The following is a 23,136-nucleotide window of genomic DNA, read 5'->3' as shown; positions in this document are numbered from 1 at the left end:
GATGGGACAACCCGGGCCACGCGACGGCCCGCCGGGGAATCGCGGACGGACGCCCCTCAGACGGCGGTCTCGACGACGTCCCGCGCCTCCGACAGCGTCAGCGGATCGCCCTTGCGCTCGGCGGCGTCGCGGACGGCCTCGAGGGCGTCCTGCACCGATTCAGTCGTCGGCTCTGCGCCCACGTCCGCGAGCAACGCCCGCACCGCGCCCCGACCGGTACCGTCGCCGAACAGGAGTTCGCGCCGGCCGCCGTACATCGCGGGGTCGAACGGTTCGTAGGTGCTGGGTTCGCGCAGCATCGCCGCGGTGTGCATCCCGCTCTCGTGGCGGTAGGCCGACCGTCCGAGGACGGGTTTGTCGTCCGGCACGTCCACGTCGAGGGCGTCGAGAGCGCGCCGACAGGCCGGGACGAGTTCCGAGACGTCGACGGCCACGTCGTCGCCGCGCTGGCCGAGGAGAGCGACCACTTCCTCCAGCGGCGCGTTGCCGACGCGCTCGCCCACGCCGCCCACGGTGACGTCGGCGCTCGTCGCGCCCGCGTCGATGGCCGCGAGGGTGTTGGCGGCGGCGACGCCGAGGTCGTCGTGGGCGTGGACGGCGATGCCGATCTCGCCGCCCACCTCGTCGGCGACGGCGGCGACGGTGTCGGCCACCTGGTCGGGCGTCCCGCTCCCCGTCGTGTCCGCGAGGGTGACGTGGGCAGCGCCGGCGTCGGCGACCCGGCGCGCCCCTCGCGGAGGAAGTCGTTGTCGGCGCGGACGGCGTCCATCAGCGACGCGCCGACGTCAGCGCCCGCCGCGGCGCGGTCGACAGCCGTCTCCAGGGCGTCGAGCGCCTCCGCGCGGGACTTGCCGAGGGCGTGTTCCAGTTGCACGTCCGACGCGTTGACGATGACTTCGACCTCGTCCGGGTCGACGTCGAGGGCGGCGTCGACGTCGGCCTCGACGGCGCGCGCGAGAGCGGCCGTCCGCAGGCCGAGGTCGTCGGCGTGGCGGTACCACGACTCCCGGGGAGTCGCCCGCGGGAACGCGATTTCGACGCAGTCGACGCCCAGCGTGGCGAGGGCGTCGAGGACGGCCAGCCCGGACGCCTCGGCGATGTCGAGGCCGGGCACCTGTGCGCCCTCGCGGAGCGTGAGATCCTTGAACGTGGTCGTCATGGCGCTCCCTTCCCCGTCGCGTCTGTTAGGCGTTGCCATCGGACGCGCCACGTCGCCGCGGACGGGGTCGTCGACCCCTCAGTCGCTCGCGACGTCGGCGACCCGACCGGTCGCGACCCGGACCGCTTCGACGAGCGCCGACACGTCGTCGTCGTCCACGTCGCGAACGGCCGCGACCAGGGCGTCGGCGTCGGCGGCGTCGACGCCCGCGGTCCCCACCAGTTCGTGGAACTTCTCGGTGACGCCGTCCCATCCGAGCGGTCGCTCCGGTTCGCCCGGTGCGGTGTCGACGAACCGCTCGTGGGTGTCGTCGGCCGTTTCGACGACGACGCGTGCGGCCCACTGCTCGGGGAACAGCGACGCCACCTCGTCGGTCGTCACCACGTCGGTGGCGTCCATCAGCCGTCGGAGTTCGGGATCGTCGAGGTGGTCCTGCGCGTCGAGGAAGGCGGCGAGGCCGGCGTCGCCCGCCCGGAGAGAGCGCCGCCGCGAAGGGCATGCTGAACTGGCAGTCGACGAAGTTCTCTGGGCGGCGTTTGTCCGCGATCGGTGTGCCGGTGAGCGTGACGCCCGACTTCGGCAGGTCGACGAGGACGGATTCGACGTCCGCGGCGTCGACGTCCGCGGCGACGTCCAGCAGGGCGTCGATCGCCGAGTGCATGTACCGACAGCAGGGGTAGGGTTTGAGCGCGGTTTCGAGGACCGCGTGGCGATCCGAGACGTCGTTCAGCGCTTCGGGGTGGGGCGTCGGCGTGTAGGCGGCGAAGAAGCCGTGATCGCCGTCGAGGGGAGCCTCGGCCCCGCGAAAGCCCGCTTCCGCGAGGGCGACGGCGGTCAGCGCGCGGCGGGCGGAGAGGCCCGGATGGAGGCGCTTGTTCCACGCGCCGTTTTTCAGGAACTGGAGCGACCCGGCGACCTGACTGCCGTTGACGCCGAAGGCGTCGGCGAACGCCTCGCGCGAGAGGCCGGCGACGACGCCCGCGGCGGCCGTCGCGCCGAAGGTACCGCAGGTGGCGGTGATGTGGAAGCCCTGGTCGTAGTGAGCGTCGGGGTCTACCGCGCGCCCGACGCCGCAGGTGACGTCGTAGCCGGCGGCGATAGCGGCGAGTAACTCCTCGCCGCTGGCGTCCTCGCGTTCGGCGACGGCGAGGGCGGCCGGGATGACGGGCGAGCCCGGATGCAACGACGATTCGCGGTGCGTGTCGTCGAAGTCGAGGCTGTGCGCGAACGCGCCGTTGAGGAGGGCAGCACCGCCGAGTGACTGCGTCTCGCCGGTCGCGAGTACCGTCGCGTCGCTCCCGGATTCGAGCGAGTCGATCGCGCGTTCGAAGGCGGGACTGGACGCGGCGTGTTCGCGCGCACCGATGGCGAGCCCGAGGAAGTCGAGCAGATGCTGTTTGAGGCGGTCACGGACCGCCTCGGGGAGCTCTTCGTAGGTCGCCGAGACACAGCGCTCGACGAGGGCGTCGGTCGGCTCTGTCATACCGTCACACGTCGTCGCCGAAGTGAATAAACGTGCGGGGTCGGGCGCGGGTCGAGAGCGGAACGTCCGGAGTCGGACGGGAACGAGGGGTGAGCGGCGGAACGGCGACGGGCGAGGGGTTCGGCGTTGGACGTCGACCTGTACTATCGAGTGACTACTGGTCCCGATATTCGAGCATCTTCTCGCGCCACTCCCCGGGGATGGGTTTCGACTGCTCCGTCTCGGGGTCGAAAAACACCTGCACCGTCTCGGCGGTGGCGGCGACGCCCCGGTTGGTGCGGATCTCGTAGGTCATGGTGTTGCTCGACTCGCCGATGTCCTCGAGATGGAGGTGGACCGTCGGCGACTCGCCCATCTCGATGGGGCGTCGGTAGTCGATTTCGAGGTGGACGAGCACGGTGTCGATGTCGGTGAGGCCGACGCCGATGACCTCCTCGTAATACTCCAGTCGCGCCTGTTCGAGGTAGCTGGCGTAGACGGCGTTGTTGACGTGGTGCATCGCGTCGATGTCGCGAAACCGGACCTGTAGCTCGGACGTAAACTCGAAGTCGGTCATACGGTCGGAGTGGGCGACCAGCTATATGTGCGTTACCAACGCGGGACGGGGCAAGGATTTACCTCCCCGAGTGCGAGCCTACCCCATGGACGTCATCCACACCGCCATCTGGGTATCGGACCTCGAACGCAGCTACGACTTCTACGTCGAGGGGTTGGGGCAGAGGAGAGCCACCGGTTCGACCTCGGCGGCGTCGAGAACATCTACGTCGGCGGCGACCACGGCGAGATACAGTTGCGCTACGACGAGTCGAGCGGGGAGTAGATCCCGACCGGGAGACGCTCGACCACGTCGCGCTCGGCGTCGACGACGTGGACGCGACGTTCGACCGGGTGCGAGCCGAGACGGGCTGTCCGGTCGTAGAGGAACCGTTCACGGTCGACCAGGCCGGCGCGCGCGTCGCCTTCGTCGAGGACCCCGATGGGTACGTGATCGAATTCGTCGAGCAGCTGTAGTGAGCGATGACCGAGACGCCCCACGCGGTGAGCGTCGTCGGCGCGGGGACGATGGGCCACGGCCTCGCCGTCCAGGTCGCCCGCGCCGGCACCCCCGTGACGCTGATCGACCACCGCGAATCGAACCTGGCAGACGCCCGCGAGAGGATCGACGACGCGCTCGCCTTCCTCGCCGAGGAGTCGCTGCTGGACGCCGACGTCGAGGCGGTGCGGGGGCGCATCGACGAGACGACCGACGTCGAGGCGGGCGTCGGCGACGCCGACCTCGTCCTCGAAACCGTCTCCGAAGACGTCGACGTGAAAGCGGAGGTGTTCGACACGCTCGCCGACGCCGCGTCCGATGATGCCGTCCTCGCGTCGAACACGTCCGGCATCCCGATCACCGACGTCGGCGAGACGGTGCCGGCCGTCGCCGACAGAGTGGTCGGCTGTCACTGGTGGAACCCGCCGTATCTGATGCCGCTGGTCGAGGTCGTCCGCGGCGAGGCGACGAGCGACGAGACGGTCGAGCGGACCCGTGCGTTCGTCGACTCCGTCGACCGCGATCCCATCGTCGTCGAGCGGGACGTCCCGGGGTTCGTCTGGAACCGCATCCAGTTCGCCGTCCTGCGCGAGTGCATGCACATCGTCGAGGAGGGCGTCGCCTCGCTCTCGGACGTCGAGCGCGCGGTCCGCGACGGCTACGCCCTCCGGACGGCCACCGTCGGCCCCTTCGAGACGGTCGACCTCTCGGGGGTCGACCTCTTCCGGGACATCGCGGCGGAACTCTACCCGCACCTCGCCGACGACGACGAGCCAAGCCCGCTGTTCGACGAGCGAATCGAGGCGGGGCGAAACGGCGTCGAGGACGGCGCGGGCTTTCGCGACTACGACGATCCGCCGGCGGCCGTCGTCCGCCGGCGCAACGAGCGCATCGCGGCGATTCGGCGGGCGTTGGGCGACGACAGAACGCCTCGCGCGGCCCCTCGACGCCGAGCATCGCCGACAGCAGCGGCACCGCGGGAAGGAGCGTCTCGATAGAGCCGCGATTGAACTCGGCGAAGAGGGCCTGGAGTTCCGAAATCGTCTCCGGGTCGACGCCGACGCCCCGCAGGTCGTCGGGCGCGAGACGGGGGCTGTACGGGGTCGAATCGACGTACGCCGTCACGGTGTCGTCGGCGACGGCCCGGGCGCGGTCGTAGGCGTCGTCGTGGAGGACGGGTTCGATATCGGCCCACATCGACTCGAACAGGTCGGGCCACTGGAGGAGGCAGCGATAGATGCTCGGCAGGCCGTCGTCGAAGCCGTGGAACGACTCGACGGCGTCGAGCGTCTCGGGTATCGGGAGTTCCGACCCCTCGAAGGACGTCATCGACGGCGACACGCCGCGGTCGCGGTCAGCCAGTCGGGCATCGGCGCGGCCGCCGCCCGGTCCGTCGCCGGCGACGTGCCCACGTCGCCACCCTGGAGGAGTCGATCCACCGTCTCGAAGAGGACGGCCAGACGCGGGATGACCACGTCGAACGTCGCGAGTTGCGCCCCCGCCTCGCGGTATTCGGCGGGCGAGAGGCCGACCGTCTCGCGGCGATACACCGGCAGGTCGTGGCGATCCTCGACGGCCGAGAGCACCGAATCCCTGTAGGAAATGGTGTAGCGGCCGAACGCCGCCGTCTCGAACATCGGCTTTACTTGCCCCCAGAGATAGCGCGTGAACTCGGGTTCGTTCGCCGTCAGCGTGCGGAAAATCCAGTTGACGATCGGCGCACGGAAGGTGTGCTGGACGTCGTCGTAGAGGCCGCGTTTCCAGCCGGTCGCCTCGCGTTCGTACAGCTGTCGACTCGTGTCCATGCGACCGGGGAGTCCCCGGAGTGTGTTAACAGTTGCCCCCGTTTCCGACGGCGTGTCGGCCGGTCAGGCGAAGGGGGACCCGGGAGCGGGAGCGAGTCGGTCTCCGCTCGCGCCACAGCCGTCACAGCGGGGGTCGACGTCGAATATCGAGACGCGCTGCTCCGTCCCGCAGGCCTCACAGACGACGCGCGTCACGGCGTCGACCACCCCGGTTGGCGGCGCGTTCGGCCCCGTCTGGGAGGGTCGGTGCTCGGTCGAGCGTCGCTCGGAGCGTTGCGACTCGCGGGTCGTGGATTCATGGCTGGGTTCACCTCGTGGAGAGCGGCAGGGAAATCAGCGTGTGACGGGCCTTCGTCGCCGGATTCGGCGTCCCTCGCGTTCCACGCGTTCACGGCATACCAATAAGGGCCTTGTGGCAGCGGCGGGCGGCGCGCCCGGTGGACCAACAGAGTATTGGCGGGGACTGCGTGTTGTGTCGACATGGACCACGACGAACCGACGAAACGCCCGATCGGCCTACCGCCGGAATCGGGCGCACCGCCCGACCCCGTCGACGTCCCGTGGATCGACGCCCACCAGCACACCCAGTCGCTGACGTGGAACGACCGCGAGAAGTTCGATCTGAGCGGCGGCGAGGCGGCGGTGATGATCGCCGCGGGCTACTACTGGACGCCGTATCGACCCGTTCGGCCGGAACACGTCCGCTTCCTGTGGGACGACGCCCTCCGCCGGGCGGCGGCGTTCACCCACCGCCACTTCTACGATCAGTACGTCGCCGTCGGCGTCCACACCTGGTCGCACGTCGAGGACGCCGACGAACTGCTGGCTGCCCTCCCAGAGTACTGCGACCACGACCGCGTGGTCGCCGTCGGCGAGACGGGGATCGAGTCGACGCACCACACCTCGCAGTGGCCGCTCGACGGCCAGCGCGACGTGGTTCGCGAGCAGATGCACGTCGCCCGCGAGACCGGACTCCCCGTCCTGGTCCACACGCCCGGGTCGAGCAAGGGCGACGTGGATCCGCGGGAGTCACACAGTTACGAGGAGGGGAATCGGAACTTCACGGAACCGCTTCTCGACGCCGAGACGGCGAAACGCGACGCCGTCGAGATGGACGTCGAACTGGCCGACGAGGCGGGCCTCGCGGACGAGCAGGTGGTGATCGACCACGTCGACGGGGACGTCGTCCCGTACCTGATGGAGACCACGAACTGCCGCCTCTCTTTCACCGTCGGCGCGCCTTGGCTCCGCGGCGTCGACGCCCGCGACGTCGCCGACGCCGTCGAGGAGTACGGCCCGGACCGCATCCTCGTCGACACGGACCTCATCGGCGCGATGCGGTGTGACCCCTTCGCGATGAAGCGGACGATACTCGACCTGCTACGCCTCGGCGTCCCGCGCGAGGACGTGCGGAAAGTCGTCTACGAGAACCCGAAGGCGGTGCTCGACCTGCGCCACTCCGTGAGGGCGGCGAAGGCGTCCTCGTCCGCGGTGAGCCAGTGGGTCAGTCGCTCCTCCTCGGAGACGTCGGCCGGGTAGAGCGTACAGCGGTTCGCGCCGACGTCGTAGTCGACGACGACCGAGCGTAACTCGAACTCGCGGGGCGGCGGCGAGGCTGACGTCGAGGCACCGTCGAGGTGTTCCGTGCTCATAGACCAGTCGCTGCTCGGCGTCACGGGGAGAAAACGCCTGCTATGAGGGGTACGAGACGGTCAATCGCGGATCGGGTCGGAACCATTGGGAACCAATCCCACAATAGCGGACTCGAAGGTGACCGCTAGCCGAGAAAGCGCTCGGCCGTCCGGCGGAAGACATCGCGGTACGTCGCCTCCGAGAGGTCGCGCGAGAGCAGGTGGTCGCGCTCGGCGGCGTAGTCGTAGGGGATGTTCGGGAAGTCCGATCCGTACATGATGGAGTCGGAGAGTTCCTCGATCCGGTCGTCGGCGACGGTCCCGGGGTCGAAGTCCATGTACCGCTCGGCGGCCGACGACATGGCGAAGGTGGTGTCGAGGAAGACGCTGTCGTAGTCGTCGGCGATGGCGAGGAACTCCTCGACGTCGTACGCGCCCATGTGCGCACAGCAGGCGCGAACGTCGGGGAAGGAGGCGACGAACGATTCGAACGGGACGGGGCCGACGGCCGAGTCGCCGCGGAACATCGGCGCGGTGCCGGCGTGAAAGAGCACCGGGCGGTCGAAGTCGGCGGCGAGTTCGTACGCCGGATCGAGACGCGGGTCGTCGGGGGGACACCGCTGGACCGGACAGTGGAACTTCAGGCCGCGCGCGCCCGCTTCGAGGGCGTCGTAGACGACGTCGGCCACGTCGTCGTCCGGGTGAACGGTCGCGAACGGAATCAGCATCTCGGACTCCTCGGCGCGGGCGCGAACCCACTCGTTCAGGTCGGCAGCGACGCCCGAGCGGTGGGCGTAGGGGAGCGAGACGTACCGCTCGACGCCGGCCTCGTGGAGGACGGCCTCGATGGCCTCGCGGTCGGTGGGATGGGCGAACTCCCAGCCCGCCTCGTCGTTGAGGGCGTTCCTGACGGCCGCCAGCAAGCGTTCGGGGAGGACGTGAACGTGGGCGTCGATGGCGGGGGCGAAAGGGGGCGTCATTCGGGACGCTTCAGCGACAGCGCCGTTCGGTCGAGTTCGCAGACGAGTTCGTCGTCCTGATTGAACGCCTCGACGTGCATCGTGACGACGCCGCGGTCGCCGTCCGACGTCTCCCGCTTGTCCGTCACCGTCGACCGCGCGCGGACGGTGTCGCCGTGAAAGACCGGATTCGGGTGTTCGACGTTGTCGTACGAGAGGTTGGCGACGATGGTGCCGTCGGTGGTGTCGGGGATGGTGAGCGCGACGGCCAGACTCATCGTGTAGAGGCCGTTGACGAGGCGTTCGCCGAACTGCGTGTCGTCGGCGAACTCCGCGTCGAGATGGAGTGGTTGCTGATTCATCGTCATGTCACAGAAGCGCTGGTTGTCCGACTCGCTGATGGTCCGTCGCCGCTCGTGTTCGATGGTGTCGCCAACTTCGAACTCCTCGTAGTAGAGACCGGGCATGTCCGTTATGGGTGGGCGGGAAGTGATAGGTCTTTCTTCGGGCGCGGTGGCCAGCCCGAGCAAAGCCGACCAGTTTCACTTTCACTCCGCATGGCGGAGGTATATGGGCGATGGGGGCGTAGTCGTTCCTGTCGCGCCCCACGGTGGGACGCGCTCCATTCCCCCACTCCATGTCATCCACGAGTCGAAACACCGGCAGGTGTCCGCACTGCGAGGCGTCGATTCCGGCGTCGCGGGTCCTCATCGAGTACGAGACGGCGACGGGGCCCGCCGCGTACGCCGACTGTCCGGGGTGTGGCGACGTCGTCGACCCGACGTAGACACCCCGGCGGCGGTTCGTCCACCCCGGCCGTAGCGATCGCCACGCTCGCACCGCGAACGGCGGCCTCCACCCCCGTCTGACGGGGGTTTTTGCCCCCGAGAGAACTGATACGAACGATGAGCGACGACCCGCTGTACGTCGGTGCGGACTGGAGTTCCGGATCGTGGGTCGCGGTCGCGTTCGATCGGGAGGGGTACGATCACGCCGCCGTCTTCGACGAAGTCGGCGACCTCTGGTTGCGCTACGAGGAGCGGGCCGACCGAGTCCTTCTCGACGTCCCAATCGGCCTCGTCGAAGACGGCGGCGAGGGGCGGCAGTGCGAGACGCTGGCGCGGGAGGTACTGGGCCCGCGCCGATCGTCGGTGTTCACGCCGCCGGTTCGGGAGGCGACGCGCAAGCGCCGGTATCCGGCCGCCAAACGCGTCAACGAGCGCAAGGCCGGAAAGAGCCTCTCCAAGCAGGCGTTCGCCATCAGTGACGGCATCGCCGCGGTGGACGAACTCCTCCGGGAGGTCGCCGAGGCGCGGGACGTGATCGCGGAGGCCCACCCCGAGGTTTGCTTTCGCGCGTTCGCCGGCGAACCGCTCGAGTATTCGAAACGCGTCGCCGCGGGCTACGCGGAACGGATGCGGACGCTCGCCGAGTTCGACCGCGACGCGCCGCCGGTCGTCCAGTCGGCGGCGGAGGCGACGGGCGGCCACGACGTCGCCGTCGACGACGTCCTCGACGCCGTCGCTCTCGCGTACACCTCCCGGCCGGGGCCGGGCGAGCTGCGGACGTTACCGCCGACCCCCGAGACGGACCCGACGGGTCTCCCGATGCGGATGTGCTATCGGTCGGCGACGCCGCTGAAATAGGTGCTGTGGTGTCTCGCGTCCGATTTCGGCGGGTCGATCGATCACGACCGCTGCGCTACGGGCGTCGTTCCGCTCGAAAAATGGAGTCAGTCGGCTGCGACGCGTCGTCGACTTAGAGTCGGGTGACGTTCGTCGCGCGGGGGCCCTTGGGAGCCTGTTCGATGTCGAATTCGATCTCCTGTCCCTCTTCGAGGTCCGGGCCGCCGACGTCTTCCATGTGGAAGAATACGTCATCGTCCGCATCCTCAGTCGAGATGAAACCGTAACCGCCAGTGTCGTTGAAGAAATCAACCTTACCGTTTGCCATTGCAAGTACGGTGAGGGGGTCGTACAGTTAACCGTTCCGAGAGATGTGGTACCACGACTCTCCGATGAGTTATCAGTGTCCACCTCGTATGGATAGTATGAGCGAGGAAACAGGGCGCCGGAACCTCCGGATGCCTTCGAGCGACGAGCTGTTCGCCGTGGTGACACAGCACAACGGCGGGAACCACGTTCGCGTCCGCTGTGAAGACGGCGAGAACCGAATGGGCCGCATCCCAGGACGCATGAAATACCGGACCTGGATCAGCGAGGGCGACGTCGTCGTCGTCGAACCGTGGGACTGGCAGGACGAGAAAGCCAACATCGAGTGGCGGTACACGGAACAGGACGCCGATCAGCTGCGGCGCGAAGGCCACATCGACTGAGTTCTCTGCGGCGAGGTCGATCCCCGACTCGCGACGTGATTTTCTGACGCGGTAGCGACGGCGACGGACCGCCGGCGGTGAGAACTGCGGCGAGTCCCGTTCGGGAGCGCGGCGTGACGCCGGTCGCCGTTCGGCAGCGTTAAAGACGTTCCCGCCGTCCGTCCCGGCACACTGGAGTGTTCTATGGCAGGCGAGTCACCCTCTCGACGCACGGTACAACTGGACAAAGCCGAACGCGAACACCTCGAAGACGTCGTCGAGTCGCTCCGCGAGCGGGTCGAGGACAACGTCAGATTCCAGCTGGCCCAGCGGGGCTGGACGACGGCCCGGACGACGCGCCGGACCGTTCCGCGGACGACCGGCGACTCGTCGAGGCGATCGAACTCGAGGGCGTCGACGGCGAATCCTGGGGCGAGGCCGTCGAGCAGTACGTCGCCGGCGTGGGTTACACCGTCGTCAACCGCCTCGCCGCGCTGCGCTGTCTGGAGGTGCGCGATTTTATCGGCGAGGAGGTCACCGTGTTCAAGGACAACGGGCTGACCCCCGCGGCCGAGACGCTCGTCCACGAGGAGTTCCTGCTCGAAGACGAGGCCATCCGCCGGGCCTATCACGACGCCTGCGACGACCTCGCCGACGAAATCGGCATCCTGTTCGACCGGTCGTCGGCGTACAGCCTCCTCGAACCCGACGACGACACCCTCGAAGCACTCTGCCGACTCCTCGACGACGTCCCCGACGAACTCTGGCGCGCCGACGACGTCCTCGGCTGGGTCTACGAATACTACAACCGGCCCGTCGTCGAAGCCCTCGACGCGAAGAACGCGCTCGAACCCGAAGACGTCGGCCCGGCGAACCAGTTCTACACGCCCCACTGGGTCGTGCGGATGCTCGGCGACAACAGCCTCGGCAAACTCTACCTCGAAGCGACGGGGCGCGAGTCGTCGATCCCGGACCCCGCGGACCGCGGCGTCGACGCGCGAAAGGGCCGCCCCGTCACGCCCGAAGACGCGCCCGACGTCCCCGAACTCTGCACCTATCTCCTCCCCGACGACGCCGACGGGGACGCGCCGTCGTTCGACCACCCGTCGGACCTCCGGGTCATCGACCCGGCCTGCGGGAGCGGCCACTTCCTCCTCTACGCCTTCGACGTCCTCGAACGCATCTGGTGGGCCGAGACGGACCTCGACCGGGCCGAGATCCCGGCGAAGATCCTCGAACACAACCTCTACGGCGTCGACATCGACCTGCGCTCGTGTCAGCTCGCGGCGTTCAACCTCTATCTCAAGGGGCGGACGCGCGCCGAAGCCGAGGGTGCCGACGGCTTCGACATGCCGAGTCTCGGAGTCGTGTGCGGACGCCCGCGTCGCCGAAATCGAAGCGGCCGTCGGCGTCCTCGACGACGTCGCCGGCGAAGGGACGGACGTCCGCGACGCGCTCGGCGATGTCGTCGAGGAGTTCCAGCAGGTCGAGGCGCTGGGGAGCCTGCTCGACGTCCAGGGGGCGCTCTCCGAGGCGCTCATGGACGCCCAGACGGACGTCCTGGAGTGGGGCGGCGACGGTCCGCACACGCTGAACGGCTTCCTGCGCGACCTCCGGGCGGCCGTCGAGGAGCGGACGGCGGACTCGTTCGGGGAGCGGAACCTCCGGAGCTTCCTGAATCTGCTGGTCGTGTTGACCCAGGAGTACGACGTCGCGTTGATGAACCCCCGTACGGGGCCCGCGGCCGGATGCCGGACGACGTCCAAGCGTACGTCCGAGAGCAGTACAGTTACACGAGCGAGTACTACGTCAACTTCTTCGAGGCGTGCGACCGGCTGGTCAAATCCGACGGTCGCATCGGGATGCTCGTCCCCTGGTCGTTCATGTTCAATCGGTCGTTCCAGGGGTTCCGGGAGGACTTCGTCGGCGACCGGGGGTCGTTCGACTTCTTCGCGGAGTTCGGCTACGACGTCCTCGACAACGCCACCGTCGGAACCGTCGGCACGGTGGTTCGCTCGGACGCCGAGGGGGACAGGAGGGGACGTTCATCCGGCTCTCCGACGTGGCGAAAGCGGAGAAAGAACGGGCGTTTCTGCGGGCCGCCTTCGGGAGCGACGACCCCGACGTCGACCGGCTGTTCACCCGCGACCTCGCGGAGTTCAGCGCGATCCCGGGCACGCCGCTGACGTACTGGGTTCCGTGGGAGTTGCGGAAACTGTACGACGCGGAGACGGTCATCGACGCCGACAACGCCGGTCTCGACAGGGATGACGTCGGCTCGATCAAGATCGGACTCCAGACGGGGAACAACGACCGGTTCATCCGGTCGTTCTGGGAGCGGCCAAGCGACGAGTGGGTCCCGCTGGCGAAAGGCGGCCGCGACACCTGGCTGCTCCCCCGGGTCACCGAGACGGTGCTGTGGGCGGACGACGGCCGCGAAATTGCGCGGTATCCCAACTCGAACGTGAGCAACGCCGACCACTACTTCCGGGAGGGCGTCACGTACAACCGGGTCAAGCGGTCGGGGCGTCGCTTCGGCTACCTCCACCCCCGATCCGTCTTCGGCAACAAGGGCCCGGTCATCCTCGGCGACGTCGACCGGTGGCTCCTGCTGGCGTACGCCAACAGCCGGCTTGTCACCTACCTGATGCTGGCCCAGACGACGGAGCGGATGTGGGAGGGGAGCCAGGTCGCGAAGCTCCCTGGCCCGAGGCGCTGGCCGCGGACGACAACGCCGAACGCCTCGCGAAGCGCGCCATCGGCCACCTCGTGACGAAACGCCAGTACGACTTCGACTCGCCGCACTACCGGGGGCCGGTCCTGCTCTCCGTCCTCGGGATCGACGACCCGCTCCCGAGCTACGACCATCCGCACAGGGACCTCCGCGACCGGATCGAACTCGACGACCCGTCCGAGTCGGTGACCCCCGACAGCTCCCTGTCGGAACTCGGGGTCGCCGCCGCGAGACATCTCGAACGCGTCGAGGCGGATCTCCAGACGTGCGCCGACGCCATCGACGACGCCGTCTTCGACTGGTTCGGGCTCTCCGACGACCAGCGGGAGATGGTCCTGCGGGAGATCGCGCTCCGGACCATCGAGGACCCGCGCAACCGGCCGGCGTACGACCCCGAAGCCATCACGGAACCGACCGAGGCGTTCCCCGAGATGGTGAAAGACCTGTTGCTCCACCTCGCGATCCGGATCGTCCAAGACGACGACGACGGCGTCGTTCCGCTCTCCGACGTCGACGGCGAGCCCGACCTCCTCGACCGCGTCGAAGCAGAGTTTTCGCGGCTGTTCGGCGACCACGCGACGGACCGCCTCGTCGAAGTCGATCGGGTGCTCGGGAGCGAGACGGCCGACGACGAGGCGTATCCGAACATCCGCGAGTGGCTCGAAACCGACCTGTTCGACCACCACGTCGCGAAGTTCGACCGGACGCCGATCCTGTGGCGACTCACGACGGAGCGCCTCGTCTCCGATCCCGAGGGCGAAGGGTTCGCCTGTCTCGTCGACTACCACCAGCTCGACGCGGGCGTCTTCGACCGGCTCCAGAGCCGGTATCTCGAACCGCGGAAGGCCGTCCTCCGGGAGCGCCGGAGCGCGGCGAACCGACGGCGGAGCGACGACTCGCTCACGGCGTCGGAACGAGCGGCCGCCGCGGAGGCGTACGCCCGCTGTGAGAGCGGCCTCGAACAGATCGACGCGTTCGAGGAGCGACTGGCCGACCTCGCGCGGGGACGGCCGCGCGAGTGGCCCGTGGAGAACCAGCGGCTCGCGCGAACGGCGGCCGAGCAGGTGGCCGAGTTCCGTGCGGAGACCGCGTCGCGACTGGAGACGCTCGACGCACTGGCCGAACTCGACGGCGTCGACGTCGAGGAGCTGTTCAGCCCCACCTTCTACGAGACGGTCCAGGAGAACAGAGACGAGTGGCTCGACGCCCTCGACGACCTCCGAGACGCCTTCGAGGCGTACGCGACGGACGGGTCCGAACCCGTCGCGGCGCACCGCTACGACCTCTTCGAGTACTACGCCGACCTCGTCGGCTCCGCCCACTACGCCAGCAACGGCGTCCTCTTTACGACCTACTACTTCGATAAGTTCGACGCGGCCGACCAGGCGCGTCTCGACGAGGACGTCCCCCATCGCCGGCGGTTGTGCTCCGAGTTGGCGAGCGGCGTCGACGAGTACCGGGCGCTGGCGGCCGACGTCGAGGAGGCGTGCGACGCGCTCGCGAGCGACCTCCCGTCCGCCTGGGCGGACCGCGCGCTCGACGAGATCACGACGGCGGGCTACCGGCCGAACCGCAAACACGGCGTCGAAATCAACCTCGCGCCGCTCGCGGAGGCCGAAATCGTGCCGAAAGTGGTCGACGACGCGGTCCTCTGAGCGTCCGGGAGCCGGACCACGCCCCGTGATCCGGACGGCTTCCGCAAGCGAGGCGACGTAGGCCGGGGCGCGCCGGTCACCGATCGACTCACCGACGTGGCCGGTTACGTCGGCCCGCCGCCGAGATGCGCCGCGGGGGCGGGGCTGTACACCGTGACGCCGGACCGCGAATCCCTCGGCCAATCGCGCCGAAAGCAGAATACATTAAGTCCTATGTGAGAAGGTGACACCATGAACGGAACGCAGGCCAGGCTCGAACGAATCGGTACAGACGGGCGGATAGTCAACATCCCGATGGACCACGGCATCACCATGGGCGCGGTGACGGGGCTCAAAGACATCGAGTCGACCGTCGACGCGGTGACCCGAGGCGGTGCCGACAGCGTGCTCACCCAGAAAGGGCTCGCGCCGCTCGTCCACCCGAACAAGAACGGGGCGGGCTACATCGTCCACCTCAACGCCTCGACGGTGCTGGGCGAGGCCGACCCGAACGACAAGCGGCTGACCGGAACGGTAAAAGAGGCGGTCCGGGCGGGAGCCGACGCCGTCTCGATCCACCTGAACGTCGGGAGCCTGCAGGAAGGCGACCAGATAGAGGACCTCGCGGACGTGACGAACGAGGCCGCCGACTACGGGATGCCCGTCCTGGCGATGACCTACGCCCGCGGCCCCGGCGTCGACGAACACGACGCGGAGAACCTCGGACACGCCGCTCGACTCGGACAGGAACTCGGAGCGGACGTCGTCAAGACGGCGTGGAGCGGCGACGCAGAGAGCTTCGAACACGTCGTCGAGTCGACGCGGACGCCCGTCATCGTCGCCGGCGGGAGCCCCGACGACGACCGGACGCAACTCGAACAGGTCCGCGGCGCGGTCGACGCCGGCGCGGCCGGCGTCTCGATGGGGCGGTCGGTGTTCCAGCACGACGACCCCGAGGGGATCACACGCGCCGTCGCCAGCATCGTCCACGACGACGCCGACGTCGACGAGGCGATGGCCATCGGCGGGCTCTGACCACTGCGAGTCCGTCGCGCCACGCCCGGTATTCGTCCATCAACGTGACTTCGAGGGAGTACGGGATCCGGTGGGCGACCCACATCTCCGACAGCGCCTGGCGGACGGGCGTCGGGGGTCCCGTGCCCCCGGGGTGTCTCCACGACGGAGTGCTTGTCGTGAACCGCCCCGTAGACGTCGAAACGCGGCGTGGCGGCGCGCCCACGGCGTTCGAACGGGGCCGTCGCCTCCGAGCACCGGAGTTACTTTGTCGTTCCCTCCGAACGGCGATACATGACAAATCGGTACGACGTCGTCGTCGTCGGCGTCGGCGGTATGGGGAGCGCGACGGTGTATCAGCTGGCAAACCGCGGGCTGGACGTTCTCGGACTGGAACAGTTCGACGTCCCACACGACATGGGATCGTCACACGGCGTCACGAGAATCATCCGGAAAGTACAGTACGAGGATCCGGCGTACGTGCCCCTCGTCGAGCGGGCGTACGACCTCTGGCGCGACCTCGAGGAACGAACCGGCCGCGACCTGCTCTACATCACGGGCGGTGTCGACGCCGGGCCGCGGGACAGCGAGGTGTTCCGGGGAGCAGTGCAGTCGTGCGAAGCACACGACATCGACCACGAGATCCTGTCCGCAGCCGAGGTGAACGAGCGATTCCCCGGCTACGCGTTACCAGCGGACCACCACGCGGTGTATCAGTCCGACGCCGGCTTCCTCGTGCCCGAACAGTGCATCATCGCGTCCGTCGAGGCGGCGCAGGCGGCGGGGGCCGAGATCCGAGCGCGCGAATCGGTCGTGGATCTCACCCCGCTGTCCGACGGCGGGGTGCGCGTGACGTCCCAGAAAGGGACGTACGAAGCGGAGCGCGTGGTCGTGACGGCGGGCGCGTGGACGCGAAAGCTCGTCCCCGAACTCGAGGAGCTCGCGGTCCCCGAGCGACAGGTACTCGCGTGGCTTCAGCCGACCGTTCCCGAACGGTTCGACCGCGAGAATTTCCCCGTGTTCGTCCACGCGACCGAAGACGGCCACTACTACGGGTTCCCCCGCCACGACGTCCCGGGGTTCAAATTCGGGAAGTTCAATCACTTCGAGGAGACCGTCGACCCCGACGAGATGAATCGACAGCCACGCCCGAAAGACGAGCAACTGCTCCGGGCGTACGCGGAGCGATACTTCCCCGACGGGGCCGGGCCGACGATGAAACTCGCCACCTGTATGTTCACCAACACCCCGGACGAACAGTTCGTCCTCGACACGCTTCCCGACCGGCCTCGAATCACGGTCGGGGCGGGATTCTCCGGCCGCGGGTTCAAATTCGCGAGCGTGATCGGGGAGATCCTCGCCGACCTCGCGATCGACGGGGAAACCGATCACGACATCGACCTGTTCGGTCTGGACCGATTCGACCGGGCGTGACGCCGTTCCAGCGCTCACCGGGGCGATTTCGCCTGCGAACGACTCCCGCAGTCCGTACCGGGATCGGAAGGCCCCACCTGCTCTCCGCGACCGCCACGACAATGAGGAGACGTCACGAAACGGTATCTCTTAAAGAGATCCGCATGCGATCAGGCAGCACAGTTCAGGATTCTGTGAAAGTATACCCCCAAACGGGGAGAAATAGATGCTGAAAGGATGAAAATGTATTTCAAGAGTTTTCAGCAGTCACTGTGTATCCGCTTTAATCAGATAAGTGTTCTCTGGAGTGTTTGTATCTTCAGTCTCGGGGTTGTACTTCGGGAGAGCCTCCAGTGACGCCTCTTCCCACGTCGAACCGTCCCGATGGTTCGCCATCCATATCTGATAGTCGTTTTCATGGAGGAGGGTTATAATATCGTCTACCGAGACGCCAAAATTCGAATATACTTGCGGGTGAAGTTCGATGTACAGGATCGGACGGGCAGATCCGATAGTATCCCTCATTCCCTGTAATACGTCAAATTCGCCGCCTTCAACGTCGATCTTAATAATAGACGGATGTGGGTTTGTTGAAACAAAATTGTCTAAACGAATTCCGTTAGAACTCGTTTCGTTTCCAACAAACGCGTTAACTGTTCGGACGCCGTCGTTCCCGTGTACTTCTTCCAGAAATTCATACCGAGTCGAATCTGCTTCGAAGGCGAAGATATTTTCAGCAGGGACGCCGGAATAGGATGCTAATTGCGAATAATATCCGAAATAGCTGCCAATGTCATAGAACACGGAATCAGAAGAGAACTGATCGAATAATTCCTCAGTTAGTATTGGTTCATAATATTTTTGCTTTCGTTGTTCGTTTAATTGATATGACGGATCGACGAAATACATCTCCCGTTTCGCGCCATCGGGTAACTCAACATCTACCAACGAGAGTTCCCGCTGTTCCATCTCCGGGAGATCCTGATCAATAACGTCATATAAGTCGTGTACGATCGTCCCTTTCAGGCTCTTCGTGATACGCGTAGGTGCATATTCAGGGATACGTGAGAGAGCACTGCGAGTTCGTTTTATCATATGCTTGCCTTTTAAGCCACCGAATATCAATCTACTGGTCACGTATTAGGGGCTTCCATACCATGCACAATCGGACGAATCCACGTGGTTGTTTCCGAAATCTGACGTTCTCTCGTGACGATCTTCGCAGACCACCGAGCGCATCTGGCCAGTTGGTATTCGGGATACTATCTGATTTCCTTCTGGGAATTGCCACGTGCTCGGGAAGATTCCTCCTCACGTTTTTGCGACGAGCGGTTCGCAACCGAATGGAGCGAATCCGAGGGAGTAAAAGTGGAATGCCGCCTCCCGGATTGTGAACTACACCCGGAAATGCTCGCTTCGCTGCGCGTTCCCGGTCTCGTTCAAATCCGTTCACGAGCACTTTCACTGCTCACTTCGTTCGCAGAAAAATGCCGCCTCCCGGATTTGAACCGGGGACAGCTCGATCTTCAGTCGAGTGCTCTCCCAGTCTGAGCTAAGGCGGCGCATCTTGGAGGAAGGCGATTGCGGCCAAAAGGATTTCGGAATACGGCGGGGCGCCGCTACGCGACCTTCCGTCGGTCGACGAACGTCGTCGACCCGCCGTCCCACGTCACCGACGTCTCGATGCGGATGTAGCCGTCGTTGGATTTGATGCGCGCGGCGTCGAGATAGCCGATCTTGACCCGACGCGTTCGCGTGACGGCCTCGTCGACGTCGAGGGTGCCGAGATCGCTCTGTCCTTGCCAGATGCGCTTATCTCCGGCGAAGATGCGCGTCGTGACGTGCGTGTTCGACGCGGGGGACTGGCCCGTGTTCGTCAGCGTGACGGTCACGTCCCGGCAGCGTTGCCCGCATCGCTCGATGCGGTCGATAGCGAACGAGAACGCCGCGCCGGAGGCGGTCGTGGTTCGAGACGATCCCGCGGCCGCGGTCGACGGAGCGGACGTCGCTGTCGTCGCACGCACGCTATCGTCGGGCGGCCCCGCTTGTCCCCCGTCGACGCCCGGACCGAACGCCAGCGCGTACGCGCCGATGCCGCCGACGACGAGAAAAACGAGGAACAGGGCCGTGAGCGTCCCCCACTGTCGCGAGTCGGAGTCGGCATCAGGCGCGTCCTCCGCCTCGTTCTCGGACATACGACACGTATGTAGGTCACTGCGCAAAGGCTTACTGGCCAAATCGGAGCGGCGAACGACCGGGGCGCTACGGGGCGTCGTCGAACAGCGTTTCGAGGACGTGTAACGTCTGCTGGTCGTGGGCTGTGGGATCGACGTGGAAGGCAGCCACCCCGCCCACCGCGTCGACTTCGGCCGCCAGCGTGTGCAGGAACCGAAAAACCCGATCGAGGTCGCTGTGTTCGAGAAGCGACGTCACGGAGTCGAAACAGAGGACGGACCGACCACGGGCGGTCCGCCAGTCGTCGAGCGTCTCGCTCACGACGAGTCCGACGTCTGACAGGGCTGCGGGTGAGGGGACGGATCGTACGTCCACCGGGCCGTCAGCCGTGGCGGCGTCGATACGCCGCTGCGCCGCGTCGACGCTCCGGTCGTCAGCGAGGACGAGCACGCGAGCGGGGGCCGTGTCGAACGCGCCGCGGTGGACGTCGAGGAACTCGGAGGACGTGCGCGTGAACGTCACGCCGAGGAGGTTCGTGTGGCGCGCCGGGTCGGCGAGCCGCGGACAGCCGCACGTCTCGCTCCCGGCGTCGAACAGGAGTACGCTCCCCGAGTCGGCCACGCGATCGTATGCGGGCATACGTGCCCCTGCGAGAACCGCGGGGAAAGTTAATCGGGGGTTAGCGAACCACAGGGCGGAGTTACTGCGCCGCCGGCGTGGCGTCGAGGAGGTCCGGTTCGGCCGTCGCGTACCGAACGATGGCGTCGAACGCGTCGATCGGGAGTTCGTCTCCGCTCGTGATACCCCGTTCGCTGCGGGACCGGAGGTACGTCTCGACGAACCGCTCGGCGACGAGCGCCTTGCGGGCGTCGCCCTCGGCATCGAGTCGGGCCTGTGCCTCGGCCAGCAACAGGGCCGCGGTGTAGACGTCGAACACGTAGTGGGTGAGTTCCTTCGAGTGCAGTTCGGCGTAGTCCCGATCCGACGCCTCGATCTCCGCGATGGCAGCCGCGAGGCCGTCGCGTTCGTCTTCGACGGTGGCAGCGAGGTCCTCGAGGGCCGGATGGGTGACGTCGTCGAGGCGGTCGTCGACGATCGACAGCACGGGTTCGTGGGCGTCTTCGCGGCCGATCGCCCGCACGACGTCGAGAGCGAGCATGTTGGTCGTCCCCTCCCAGATGGGATGGACCTGTGCGTCCCGGAAGAGGCGTTCGGTGACGAAGCCGTTCACGTAGCCGTTGCCGCCGAGGATCTCCATCCCGTAGGACGCCGCGTCGACCCCCGTGCGTGCGATGCGGAACTTCGACGTCGAGAGGAGCAACCGCATGGCGCGGTAGGCATCGTCGTCGTCCGCGCGCGCCCATCGGTCGAAGTGGTCGGCCGTGTCGTAGAGAAACGCCACGGCGGCCTCGTAGTCGACGGCCATGTCGACGAGGTCGGCCCGCATCAGGGCGTGTTCGTCGAGTCGTTTCCCGAACGCCTCGCGATTCGCCGCGTGGATTTTGCTCTCGAGCAGCGCCCGACCGATGATACCCGTGCTCCAGGCGGCGACGGCCAACCGCGACCGATTGAGCATGAGCGACATGTACTCGAAGCCGCGGTCAGCCTCGCCGAACAGGTACGCGAAGGTGTCGTCGAGTTCCACTTCGCCCGTGGGGACGCTGATCGTGCCGAGCTTGTCCTTGAGCCGACGGAAGTAGTAGTCGTTGCGCTCGCCGTTGGGCTTTCGACGCGGAAGCAGGAACATCCCCAACCCCTCGGTCCCGGGATCGCCGTCCTCGAAGCGTCCCAGCGTGAAGACGAACTCCGCGTCGAGGTTCGAACAGAACCACTTCTCGCCCGTGAGTCGCCACGTCCCGTCGTCGGCCCGTCGGGCCACCGTCTCGGTCGCGCCGACGTCGCTCCCGCCCTGTTTCTCGGTCAGAAACATGGCCGAGAGCATCGCGTCGTCGTAGTCGCGGGCGGTTGCCCTCGAAATACCGGTCCAGCGTCTCGTCGTGGTCGAACTGCTCGAACACCATCGCCGCCGCCGCCGTCATCCCCGTCGGACAGCCCAGCCCGGTGTCGACGTACGACAGCAGGTGTTCCATCGCGATCGAGTGACCGTGGGGCATGGGCTCGTCCCGGCCGGGCGGGGCGTGGAACACGTCCGCGATCGTCCCGTGTTCGTGCATCAACCGCTCGTTCTCGAACTGCGCCGGATGGTACTCGATCTCGTTGACGACGTCGCCGTCTCGGTCGTACGTCCGTAACTCCGGACCGTGGTCGTCGATGACGTCGGCGTTCTCGGCCATCGTGTGTCCGACGGCCTCGCCGAATTCGGACAGCCGTGGCTCGCCCCAGGCGAACTCGTCGTCGCCGTAGATGCGTTCGAGTTCGTATTGCAGCGTCCGGTCGAGTTCCCAGTAGTTGACGTCTTTGCCCTCGTTGAACTGGCTGTAGTCGACTGGTGTGTCCATACTCCGGTAATCAATGTTTCGTGTCACCTATAAGCATAGGGAGCGGGCGATTGCCCGAGCCGGCGTGTTCGTCGCGCCGGTTGCCACAGGGCTCGGGCGGAGTCGGACCACGGTCACTCCGCTCGCTGCGCTCGCGTCGTTCCCTGATTCGAACGCCCTCACGTACGAACGCACGCTCGCTGTCGTTCGCGAGCGTTCTTATGGGTTCGGGCGGATTCGAACCACGAGGACTCGCTCCGCTCGTCCTCTGGATGTCGAATCCGCGTCAGACACACACTGCGACGACGCTCCTCGCTGCGCTCGTCGGTCGGTCGCAGAGAAGTGGGCTCGGGCGGATTCGAACCACCGACTTCGGCCTTGTAAAGGCCGCGTCATAACCAGCAGACCACGAGCCCGTGACCGAACGTTGCCGCCACGCCCGAATAACCGTTTCCCATTCGCCCCGCGCTCGGAACGTTTACCCGCCGCCGCCGCCAGTCGCCGACGTGGCCTCGCGCGTGGGACTCGTCGCCGTCGTCTGCCTCCTCCTCGCGAGCGGCTGTGCCGCCTTCCCGCCCTCGACGGACGGGTCGGCGACGCCGACCGACGGCGACGGAACGAATCGCTCGCCGGCGGACGGCTACGAGCGGACGACGGTGACGTTCGTCGACGAGAACGGGACGGAACTCGCCGCCGTCCAGGTTCGCGTCGCCGACACGCTGGCGAAGCGTTACACCGGCCTGAGCGACACCGAGTCGCTGGACGACGGCGAGGAATGCTGTTCGTCCACGACTCGGAGGGCACTCACGCCTACGTCATGCGGAAGATGGACTTCCCGCTCGACATCGTCTTCGTCGACGCGAGCGGGACCGTCACCGCCGTCCACCACGCGCCGTTGCCGGCGGGCGACGGCGGGCTAAAACGCTACCGGGGGCGGGGGAAGTACGTCGTCGAAGTGCCGATGGGCTACACGAACGAGACGGGCATCGACGTCGGCGACCGGATGGTCGTCGGCGATCGGTAGCCACCGAAAACCCCACCCGTCTCGACGACGAGCGTCGTCCATGGGCGATCGAATCGACGCGCTCTCCGAGCTGGAGGGGTGGCGAGCGGAGGGGTTCGCCGCGCGCGTCCACTACCGCGGCGTCGACGACAACTACGCCATCGAATACTACGAACCGAGCGACTGCGTCCTCTACTGGAAGGTGAAAGGGGACGGCGAGACGGCGGTCCCCGTCTCCCGCGATACGGTTCCCGACCCGCTCCGGACGCGGATCCGCGAGGACCTGAGCGAGGCCGGCGTCGACCCCGACGCGGAGGCGCACGAACTGTAGGCGTGTGCCG

The 23,136-nt window shown here is 67.0% G+C and carries 21 protein-coding genes, 2 tRNA genes and 6 pseudogenes; 12 read left to right on the top strand and 17 right to left on the bottom strand.

Annotated features, from left to right (window positions below; translation table 11 throughout):
* Window positions 1–56: 56 nt before the first annotated feature.
* The 6 genes and pseudogenes from ACFQJD_RS18855 to ACFQJD_RS18830 form a co-directional block, all read right to left on the bottom strand.
* A complete protein-coding gene (locus ACFQJD_RS18855; protein ID WP_379800309.1) occupies window positions 57–368 on the bottom strand; it encodes a hypothetical protein in 312 nt (103 codons plus the stop codon).
* A gap of 51 nt (window positions 369–419) precedes the next feature.
* Window positions 420–713 (bottom strand): annotated as a pseudogene (locus ACFQJD_RS18850) (2-isopropylmalate synthase); the annotation flags it as partial.
* 32 nt (window positions 714–745) lie between these two features.
* Window positions 746–1,159, bottom strand: a pseudogene (locus ACFQJD_RS18845) (citramalate synthase); the annotation flags it as partial.
* Between the two features lie 78 nt (window positions 1,160–1,237).
* Window positions 1,238–1,573, bottom strand: a pseudogene (locus ACFQJD_RS18840) (hypothetical protein); the annotation flags it as partial.
* Between the two features lie 124 nt (window positions 1,574–1,697).
* Window positions 1,698–2,642 (bottom strand): annotated as a pseudogene (locus tag ACFQJD_RS18835) (MmgE/PrpD family protein); the annotation flags it as partial.
* 154 nt (window positions 2,643–2,796) lie between these two features.
* A complete protein-coding gene (locus tag ACFQJD_RS18830) occupies window positions 2,797–3,198 on the bottom strand; it encodes an acyl-CoA thioesterase (protein ID WP_379800307.1) in 402 nt (133 codons plus the stop codon).
* A 23-nt stretch (window positions 3,199–3,221) separates the two neighbouring features.
* On the opposite strand from ACFQJD_RS18830, the gene ACFQJD_RS18825 reads away from it, so the two are divergent.
* Window positions 3,222–3,653 (top strand): VOC family protein, encoded by a 432-nt coding sequence (locus ACFQJD_RS18825; RefSeq protein WP_379800588.1) that lies wholly within the window; start codon window positions 3,222–3,224, stop codon window positions 3,651–3,653.
* Window positions 3,654–3,659: 6 nt separating this feature from the next.
* On the top strand, window positions 3,660–4,673 hold the full coding sequence (locus ACFQJD_RS18820) for a 3-hydroxyacyl-CoA dehydrogenase family protein (protein WP_379800305.1): 1,014 nt from the start codon (window positions 3,660–3,662) through the stop codon (window positions 4,671–4,673).
* A 327-nt stretch (window positions 4,674–5,000) separates the two neighbouring features.
* On the opposite strand, the gene ACFQJD_RS18815 is transcribed toward ACFQJD_RS18820, so the two are convergent.
* Both ACFQJD_RS18815 and ACFQJD_RS18810 read right to left on the bottom strand, forming a co-directional pair.
* Window positions 5,001–5,480 carry a halocarboxylic acid dehydrogenase DehI family protein gene (locus ACFQJD_RS18815; protein WP_379800303.1) on the bottom strand — a complete coding sequence of 160 codons (480 nt, stop codon included), beginning with the start codon at window positions 5,478–5,480 and terminating at the stop codon, window positions 5,001–5,003.
* A 63-nt stretch (window positions 5,481–5,543) separates the two neighbouring features.
* Window positions 5,544–5,675, bottom strand: coding sequence for a hypothetical protein (locus ACFQJD_RS18810; protein WP_379800301.1), 132 nt, complete (start codon window positions 5,673–5,675; stop codon window positions 5,544–5,546).
* A gap of 285 nt (window positions 5,676–5,960) precedes the next feature.
* Between ACFQJD_RS18810 and ACFQJD_RS18805 the strand changes: the two genes are divergently transcribed.
* Complete coding sequence (locus ACFQJD_RS18805) at window positions 5,961–7,019, top strand: TatD family hydrolase (protein ID WP_379800299.1); 1,059 nt, start codon at window positions 5,961–5,963, stop codon at window positions 7,017–7,019.
* Between the two features lie 238 nt (window positions 7,020–7,257).
* Here the strand turns inward: ACFQJD_RS18805 and ACFQJD_RS18800 are convergent, their stop codons facing one another.
* Both ACFQJD_RS18800 and ACFQJD_RS18795 read right to left on the bottom strand, forming a co-directional pair.
* Window positions 7,258–8,091 (bottom strand): amidohydrolase family protein, encoded by an 834-nt coding sequence (locus ACFQJD_RS18800; protein WP_379800297.1) that lies wholly within the window; start codon window positions 8,089–8,091, stop codon window positions 7,258–7,260.
* Window positions 8,088–8,537 (bottom strand): MaoC family dehydratase, encoded by a 450-nt coding sequence (locus ACFQJD_RS18795; protein ID WP_379800295.1) that lies wholly within the window; start codon window positions 8,535–8,537, stop codon window positions 8,088–8,090. The genes ACFQJD_RS18800 and ACFQJD_RS18795 overlap by 4 nt, the downstream gene beginning before the upstream one ends.
* A 170-nt stretch (window positions 8,538–8,707) precedes the next feature.
* On the opposite strand from ACFQJD_RS18795, the gene ACFQJD_RS18790 reads away from it, so the two are divergent.
* Together ACFQJD_RS18790 and ACFQJD_RS18785 are read left to right on the top strand one after the other, a co-directional pair.
* The gene (locus ACFQJD_RS18790; RefSeq protein WP_379800293.1) at window positions 8,708–8,857 is read left to right on the top strand and encodes a hypothetical protein; all 150 of its coding nucleotides are present in this window, start codon (window positions 8,708–8,710) and stop codon (window positions 8,855–8,857) included.
* Between the two features lie 118 nt (window positions 8,858–8,975).
* Window positions 8,976–9,716, top strand: a complete 741-nt coding sequence (locus tag ACFQJD_RS18785; protein ID WP_379800291.1) for a DUF429 domain-containing protein — start codon at window positions 8,976–8,978, stop codon at window positions 9,714–9,716.
* 112 nt (window positions 9,717–9,828) lie between these two features.
* Here the strand turns inward: ACFQJD_RS18785 and ACFQJD_RS18780 are convergent, their stop codons facing one another.
* A complete protein-coding gene (locus ACFQJD_RS18780; RefSeq protein WP_379800289.1) occupies window positions 9,829–10,023 on the bottom strand; it encodes a cold-shock protein in 195 nt (64 codons plus the stop codon).
* A gap of 97 nt (window positions 10,024–10,120) precedes the next feature.
* Between ACFQJD_RS18780 and eif1A the strand changes: the two genes are divergently transcribed.
* The 5 genes from eif1A to solA all read left to right on the top strand — a co-directional run bounded on the left by eif1A (window position 10,121) and on the right by solA (window position 17,200).
* On the top strand, window positions 10,121–10,405 hold the full coding sequence (gene eif1A / locus ACFQJD_RS18775; protein ID WP_379800287.1) for a translation initiation factor eIF-1A: 285 nt from the start codon (window positions 10,121–10,123) through the stop codon (window positions 10,403–10,405).
* A gap of 176 nt (window positions 10,406–10,581) precedes the next feature.
* On the top strand, window positions 10,582–12,570 hold the full coding sequence (locus ACFQJD_RS18770) for an Eco57I restriction-modification methylase domain-containing protein (protein WP_379800286.1): 1,989 nt from the start codon (window positions 10,582–10,584) through the stop codon (window positions 12,568–12,570).
* Window positions 12,571–13,057: 487 nt separating this feature from the next.
* Window positions 13,058–14,773, top strand: coding sequence for a hypothetical protein (locus ACFQJD_RS18765; protein ID WP_379800284.1), 1,716 nt, complete (start codon window positions 13,058–13,060; stop codon window positions 14,771–14,773).
* Window positions 14,774–15,004: 231 nt separating this feature from the next.
* On the top strand, window positions 15,005–15,787 hold the full coding sequence (locus tag ACFQJD_RS18760) for a 2-amino-3,7-dideoxy-D-threo-hept-6-ulosonate synthase (protein ID WP_379800282.1): 783 nt from the start codon (window positions 15,005–15,007) through the stop codon (window positions 15,785–15,787).
* A 273-nt stretch (window positions 15,788–16,060) separates the two neighbouring features.
* The gene (gene solA / locus ACFQJD_RS18755; protein WP_379800280.1) at window positions 16,061–17,200 is read left to right on the top strand and encodes an N-methyl-L-tryptophan oxidase; all 1,140 of its coding nucleotides are present in this window, start codon (window positions 16,061–16,063) and stop codon (window positions 17,198–17,200) included.
* 246 nt (window positions 17,201–17,446) lie between these two features.
* Here the strand turns inward: solA and ACFQJD_RS18750 are convergent, their stop codons facing one another.
* The 6 genes and pseudogenes from ACFQJD_RS18750 to ACFQJD_RS18725 all read right to left on the bottom strand — a co-directional run bounded on the left by ACFQJD_RS18750 (window position 17,447) and on the right by ACFQJD_RS18725 (window position 22,208).
* Entirely contained in the window at window positions 17,447–18,148 is a 702-nt protein-coding gene (locus ACFQJD_RS18750) for an FkbM family methyltransferase (RefSeq protein WP_379800278.1), read from the bottom strand.
* Between the two features lie 519 nt (window positions 18,149–18,667).
* Window positions 18,668–18,741, bottom strand: a tRNA-Phe gene (locus tag ACFQJD_RS18745).
* A 57-nt stretch (window positions 18,742–18,798) separates the two neighbouring features.
* The gene (locus ACFQJD_RS18740; RefSeq protein WP_379800276.1) at window positions 18,799–19,374 is read right to left on the bottom strand and encodes a hypothetical protein; all 576 of its coding nucleotides are present in this window, start codon (window positions 19,372–19,374) and stop codon (window positions 18,799–18,801) included.
* Window positions 19,375–19,441: 67 nt separating this feature from the next.
* Complete coding sequence (locus ACFQJD_RS18735) at window positions 19,442–19,993, bottom strand: DUF7504 family protein (RefSeq protein WP_379800274.1); 552 nt, start codon at window positions 19,991–19,993, stop codon at window positions 19,442–19,444.
* A gap of 61 nt (window positions 19,994–20,054) precedes the next feature.
* Window positions 20,055–21,813, bottom strand: a pseudogene (locus tag ACFQJD_RS18730) (acyl-CoA dehydrogenase family protein).
* Between the two features lie 322 nt (window positions 21,814–22,135).
* A tRNA-Val gene (locus tag ACFQJD_RS18725) sits at window positions 22,136–22,208 on the bottom strand.
* Window positions 22,209–22,298: 90 nt separating this feature from the next.
* Between ACFQJD_RS18725 and ACFQJD_RS18720 the strand changes: the two are divergent.
* Window positions 22,299–22,816 (top strand): annotated as a pseudogene (locus ACFQJD_RS18720) (DUF192 domain-containing protein).
* Window positions 22,817–22,856: 40 nt separating this feature from the next.
* Window positions 22,857–23,126 carry a DUF7538 family protein gene (locus ACFQJD_RS18715; protein ID WP_379800272.1) on the top strand — a complete coding sequence of 90 codons (270 nt, stop codon included), beginning with the start codon at window positions 22,857–22,859 and terminating at the stop codon, window positions 23,124–23,126.
* Window positions 23,127–23,136: the final 10 nt, after the last annotated feature.

The organism is Haloplanus sp. GCM10025708 (assembly GCF_042663985.1).
Lineage (GTDB): Archaea > Halobacteriota > Halobacteria > Halobacteriales > Haloferacaceae > Salinirarus > Salinirarus marinus.
This window is presented reverse-complemented; position numbering and strand designations above follow the sequence as displayed.

Coding starts and splice junctions, on each gene's coding strand:
- ACFQJD_RS18830 (WP_379800307.1), bottom strand. CDS start 3,198: ATGACCGACTTCGAGTTTACGTCCGAGCTACAGGTCCGGTTTCGCGAC.
- ACFQJD_RS18820 (WP_379800305.1), top strand. CDS start 3,660: ATGACCGAGACGCCCCACGCGGTGAGCGTCGTCGGCGCGGGGACGATG.
- ACFQJD_RS18815 (WP_379800303.1), bottom strand. CDS start 5,480: ATGGACACGAGTCGACAGCTGTACGAACGCGAGGCGACCGGCTGGAAA.
- ACFQJD_RS18805 (WP_379800299.1), top strand. CDS start 5,961: ATGGACCACGACGAACCGACGAAACGCCCGATCGGCCTACCGCCGGAA.
- ACFQJD_RS18800 (WP_379800297.1), bottom strand. CDS start 8,091: ATGACGCCCCCTTTCGCCCCCGCCATCGACGCCCACGTTCACGTCCTC.
- ACFQJD_RS18795 (WP_379800295.1), bottom strand. CDS start 8,537: ATGCCCGGTCTCTACTACGAGGAGTTCGAAGTTGGCGACACCATCGAA.
- ACFQJD_RS18790 (WP_379800293.1), top strand. CDS start 8,708: ATGTCATCCACGAGTCGAAACACCGGCAGGTGTCCGCACTGCGAGGCG.
- ACFQJD_RS18785 (WP_379800291.1), top strand. CDS start 8,976: ATGAGCGACGACCCGCTGTACGTCGGTGCGGACTGGAGTTCCGGATCG.
- ACFQJD_RS18780 (WP_379800289.1), bottom strand. CDS start 10,023: ATGGCAAACGGTAAGGTTGATTTCTTCAACGACACTGGCGGTTACGGT.
- eif1A (WP_379800287.1), top strand. CDS start 10,121: ATGAGCGAGGAAACAGGGCGCCGGAACCTCCGGATGCCTTCGAGCGAC.
- ACFQJD_RS18760 (WP_379800282.1), top strand. CDS start 15,005: ATGAACGGAACGCAGGCCAGGCTCGAACGAATCGGTACAGACGGGCGG.
- solA (WP_379800280.1), top strand. CDS start 16,061: ATGACAAATCGGTACGACGTCGTCGTCGTCGGCGTCGGCGGTATGGGG.
- ACFQJD_RS18750 (WP_379800278.1), bottom strand. CDS start 18,148: ATGGAACAGCGGGAACTCTCGTTGGTAGATGTTGAGTTACCCGATGGC.
- ACFQJD_RS18740 (WP_379800276.1), bottom strand. CDS start 19,374: ATGTCCGAGAACGAGGCGGAGGACGCGCCTGATGCCGACTCCGACTCG.
- ACFQJD_RS18735 (WP_379800274.1), bottom strand. CDS start 19,993: ATGCCCGCATACGATCGCGTGGCCGACTCGGGGAGCGTACTCCTGTTC.
- ACFQJD_RS18715 (WP_379800272.1), top strand. CDS start 22,857: ATGGGCGATCGAATCGACGCGCTCTCCGAGCTGGAGGGGTGGCGAGCG.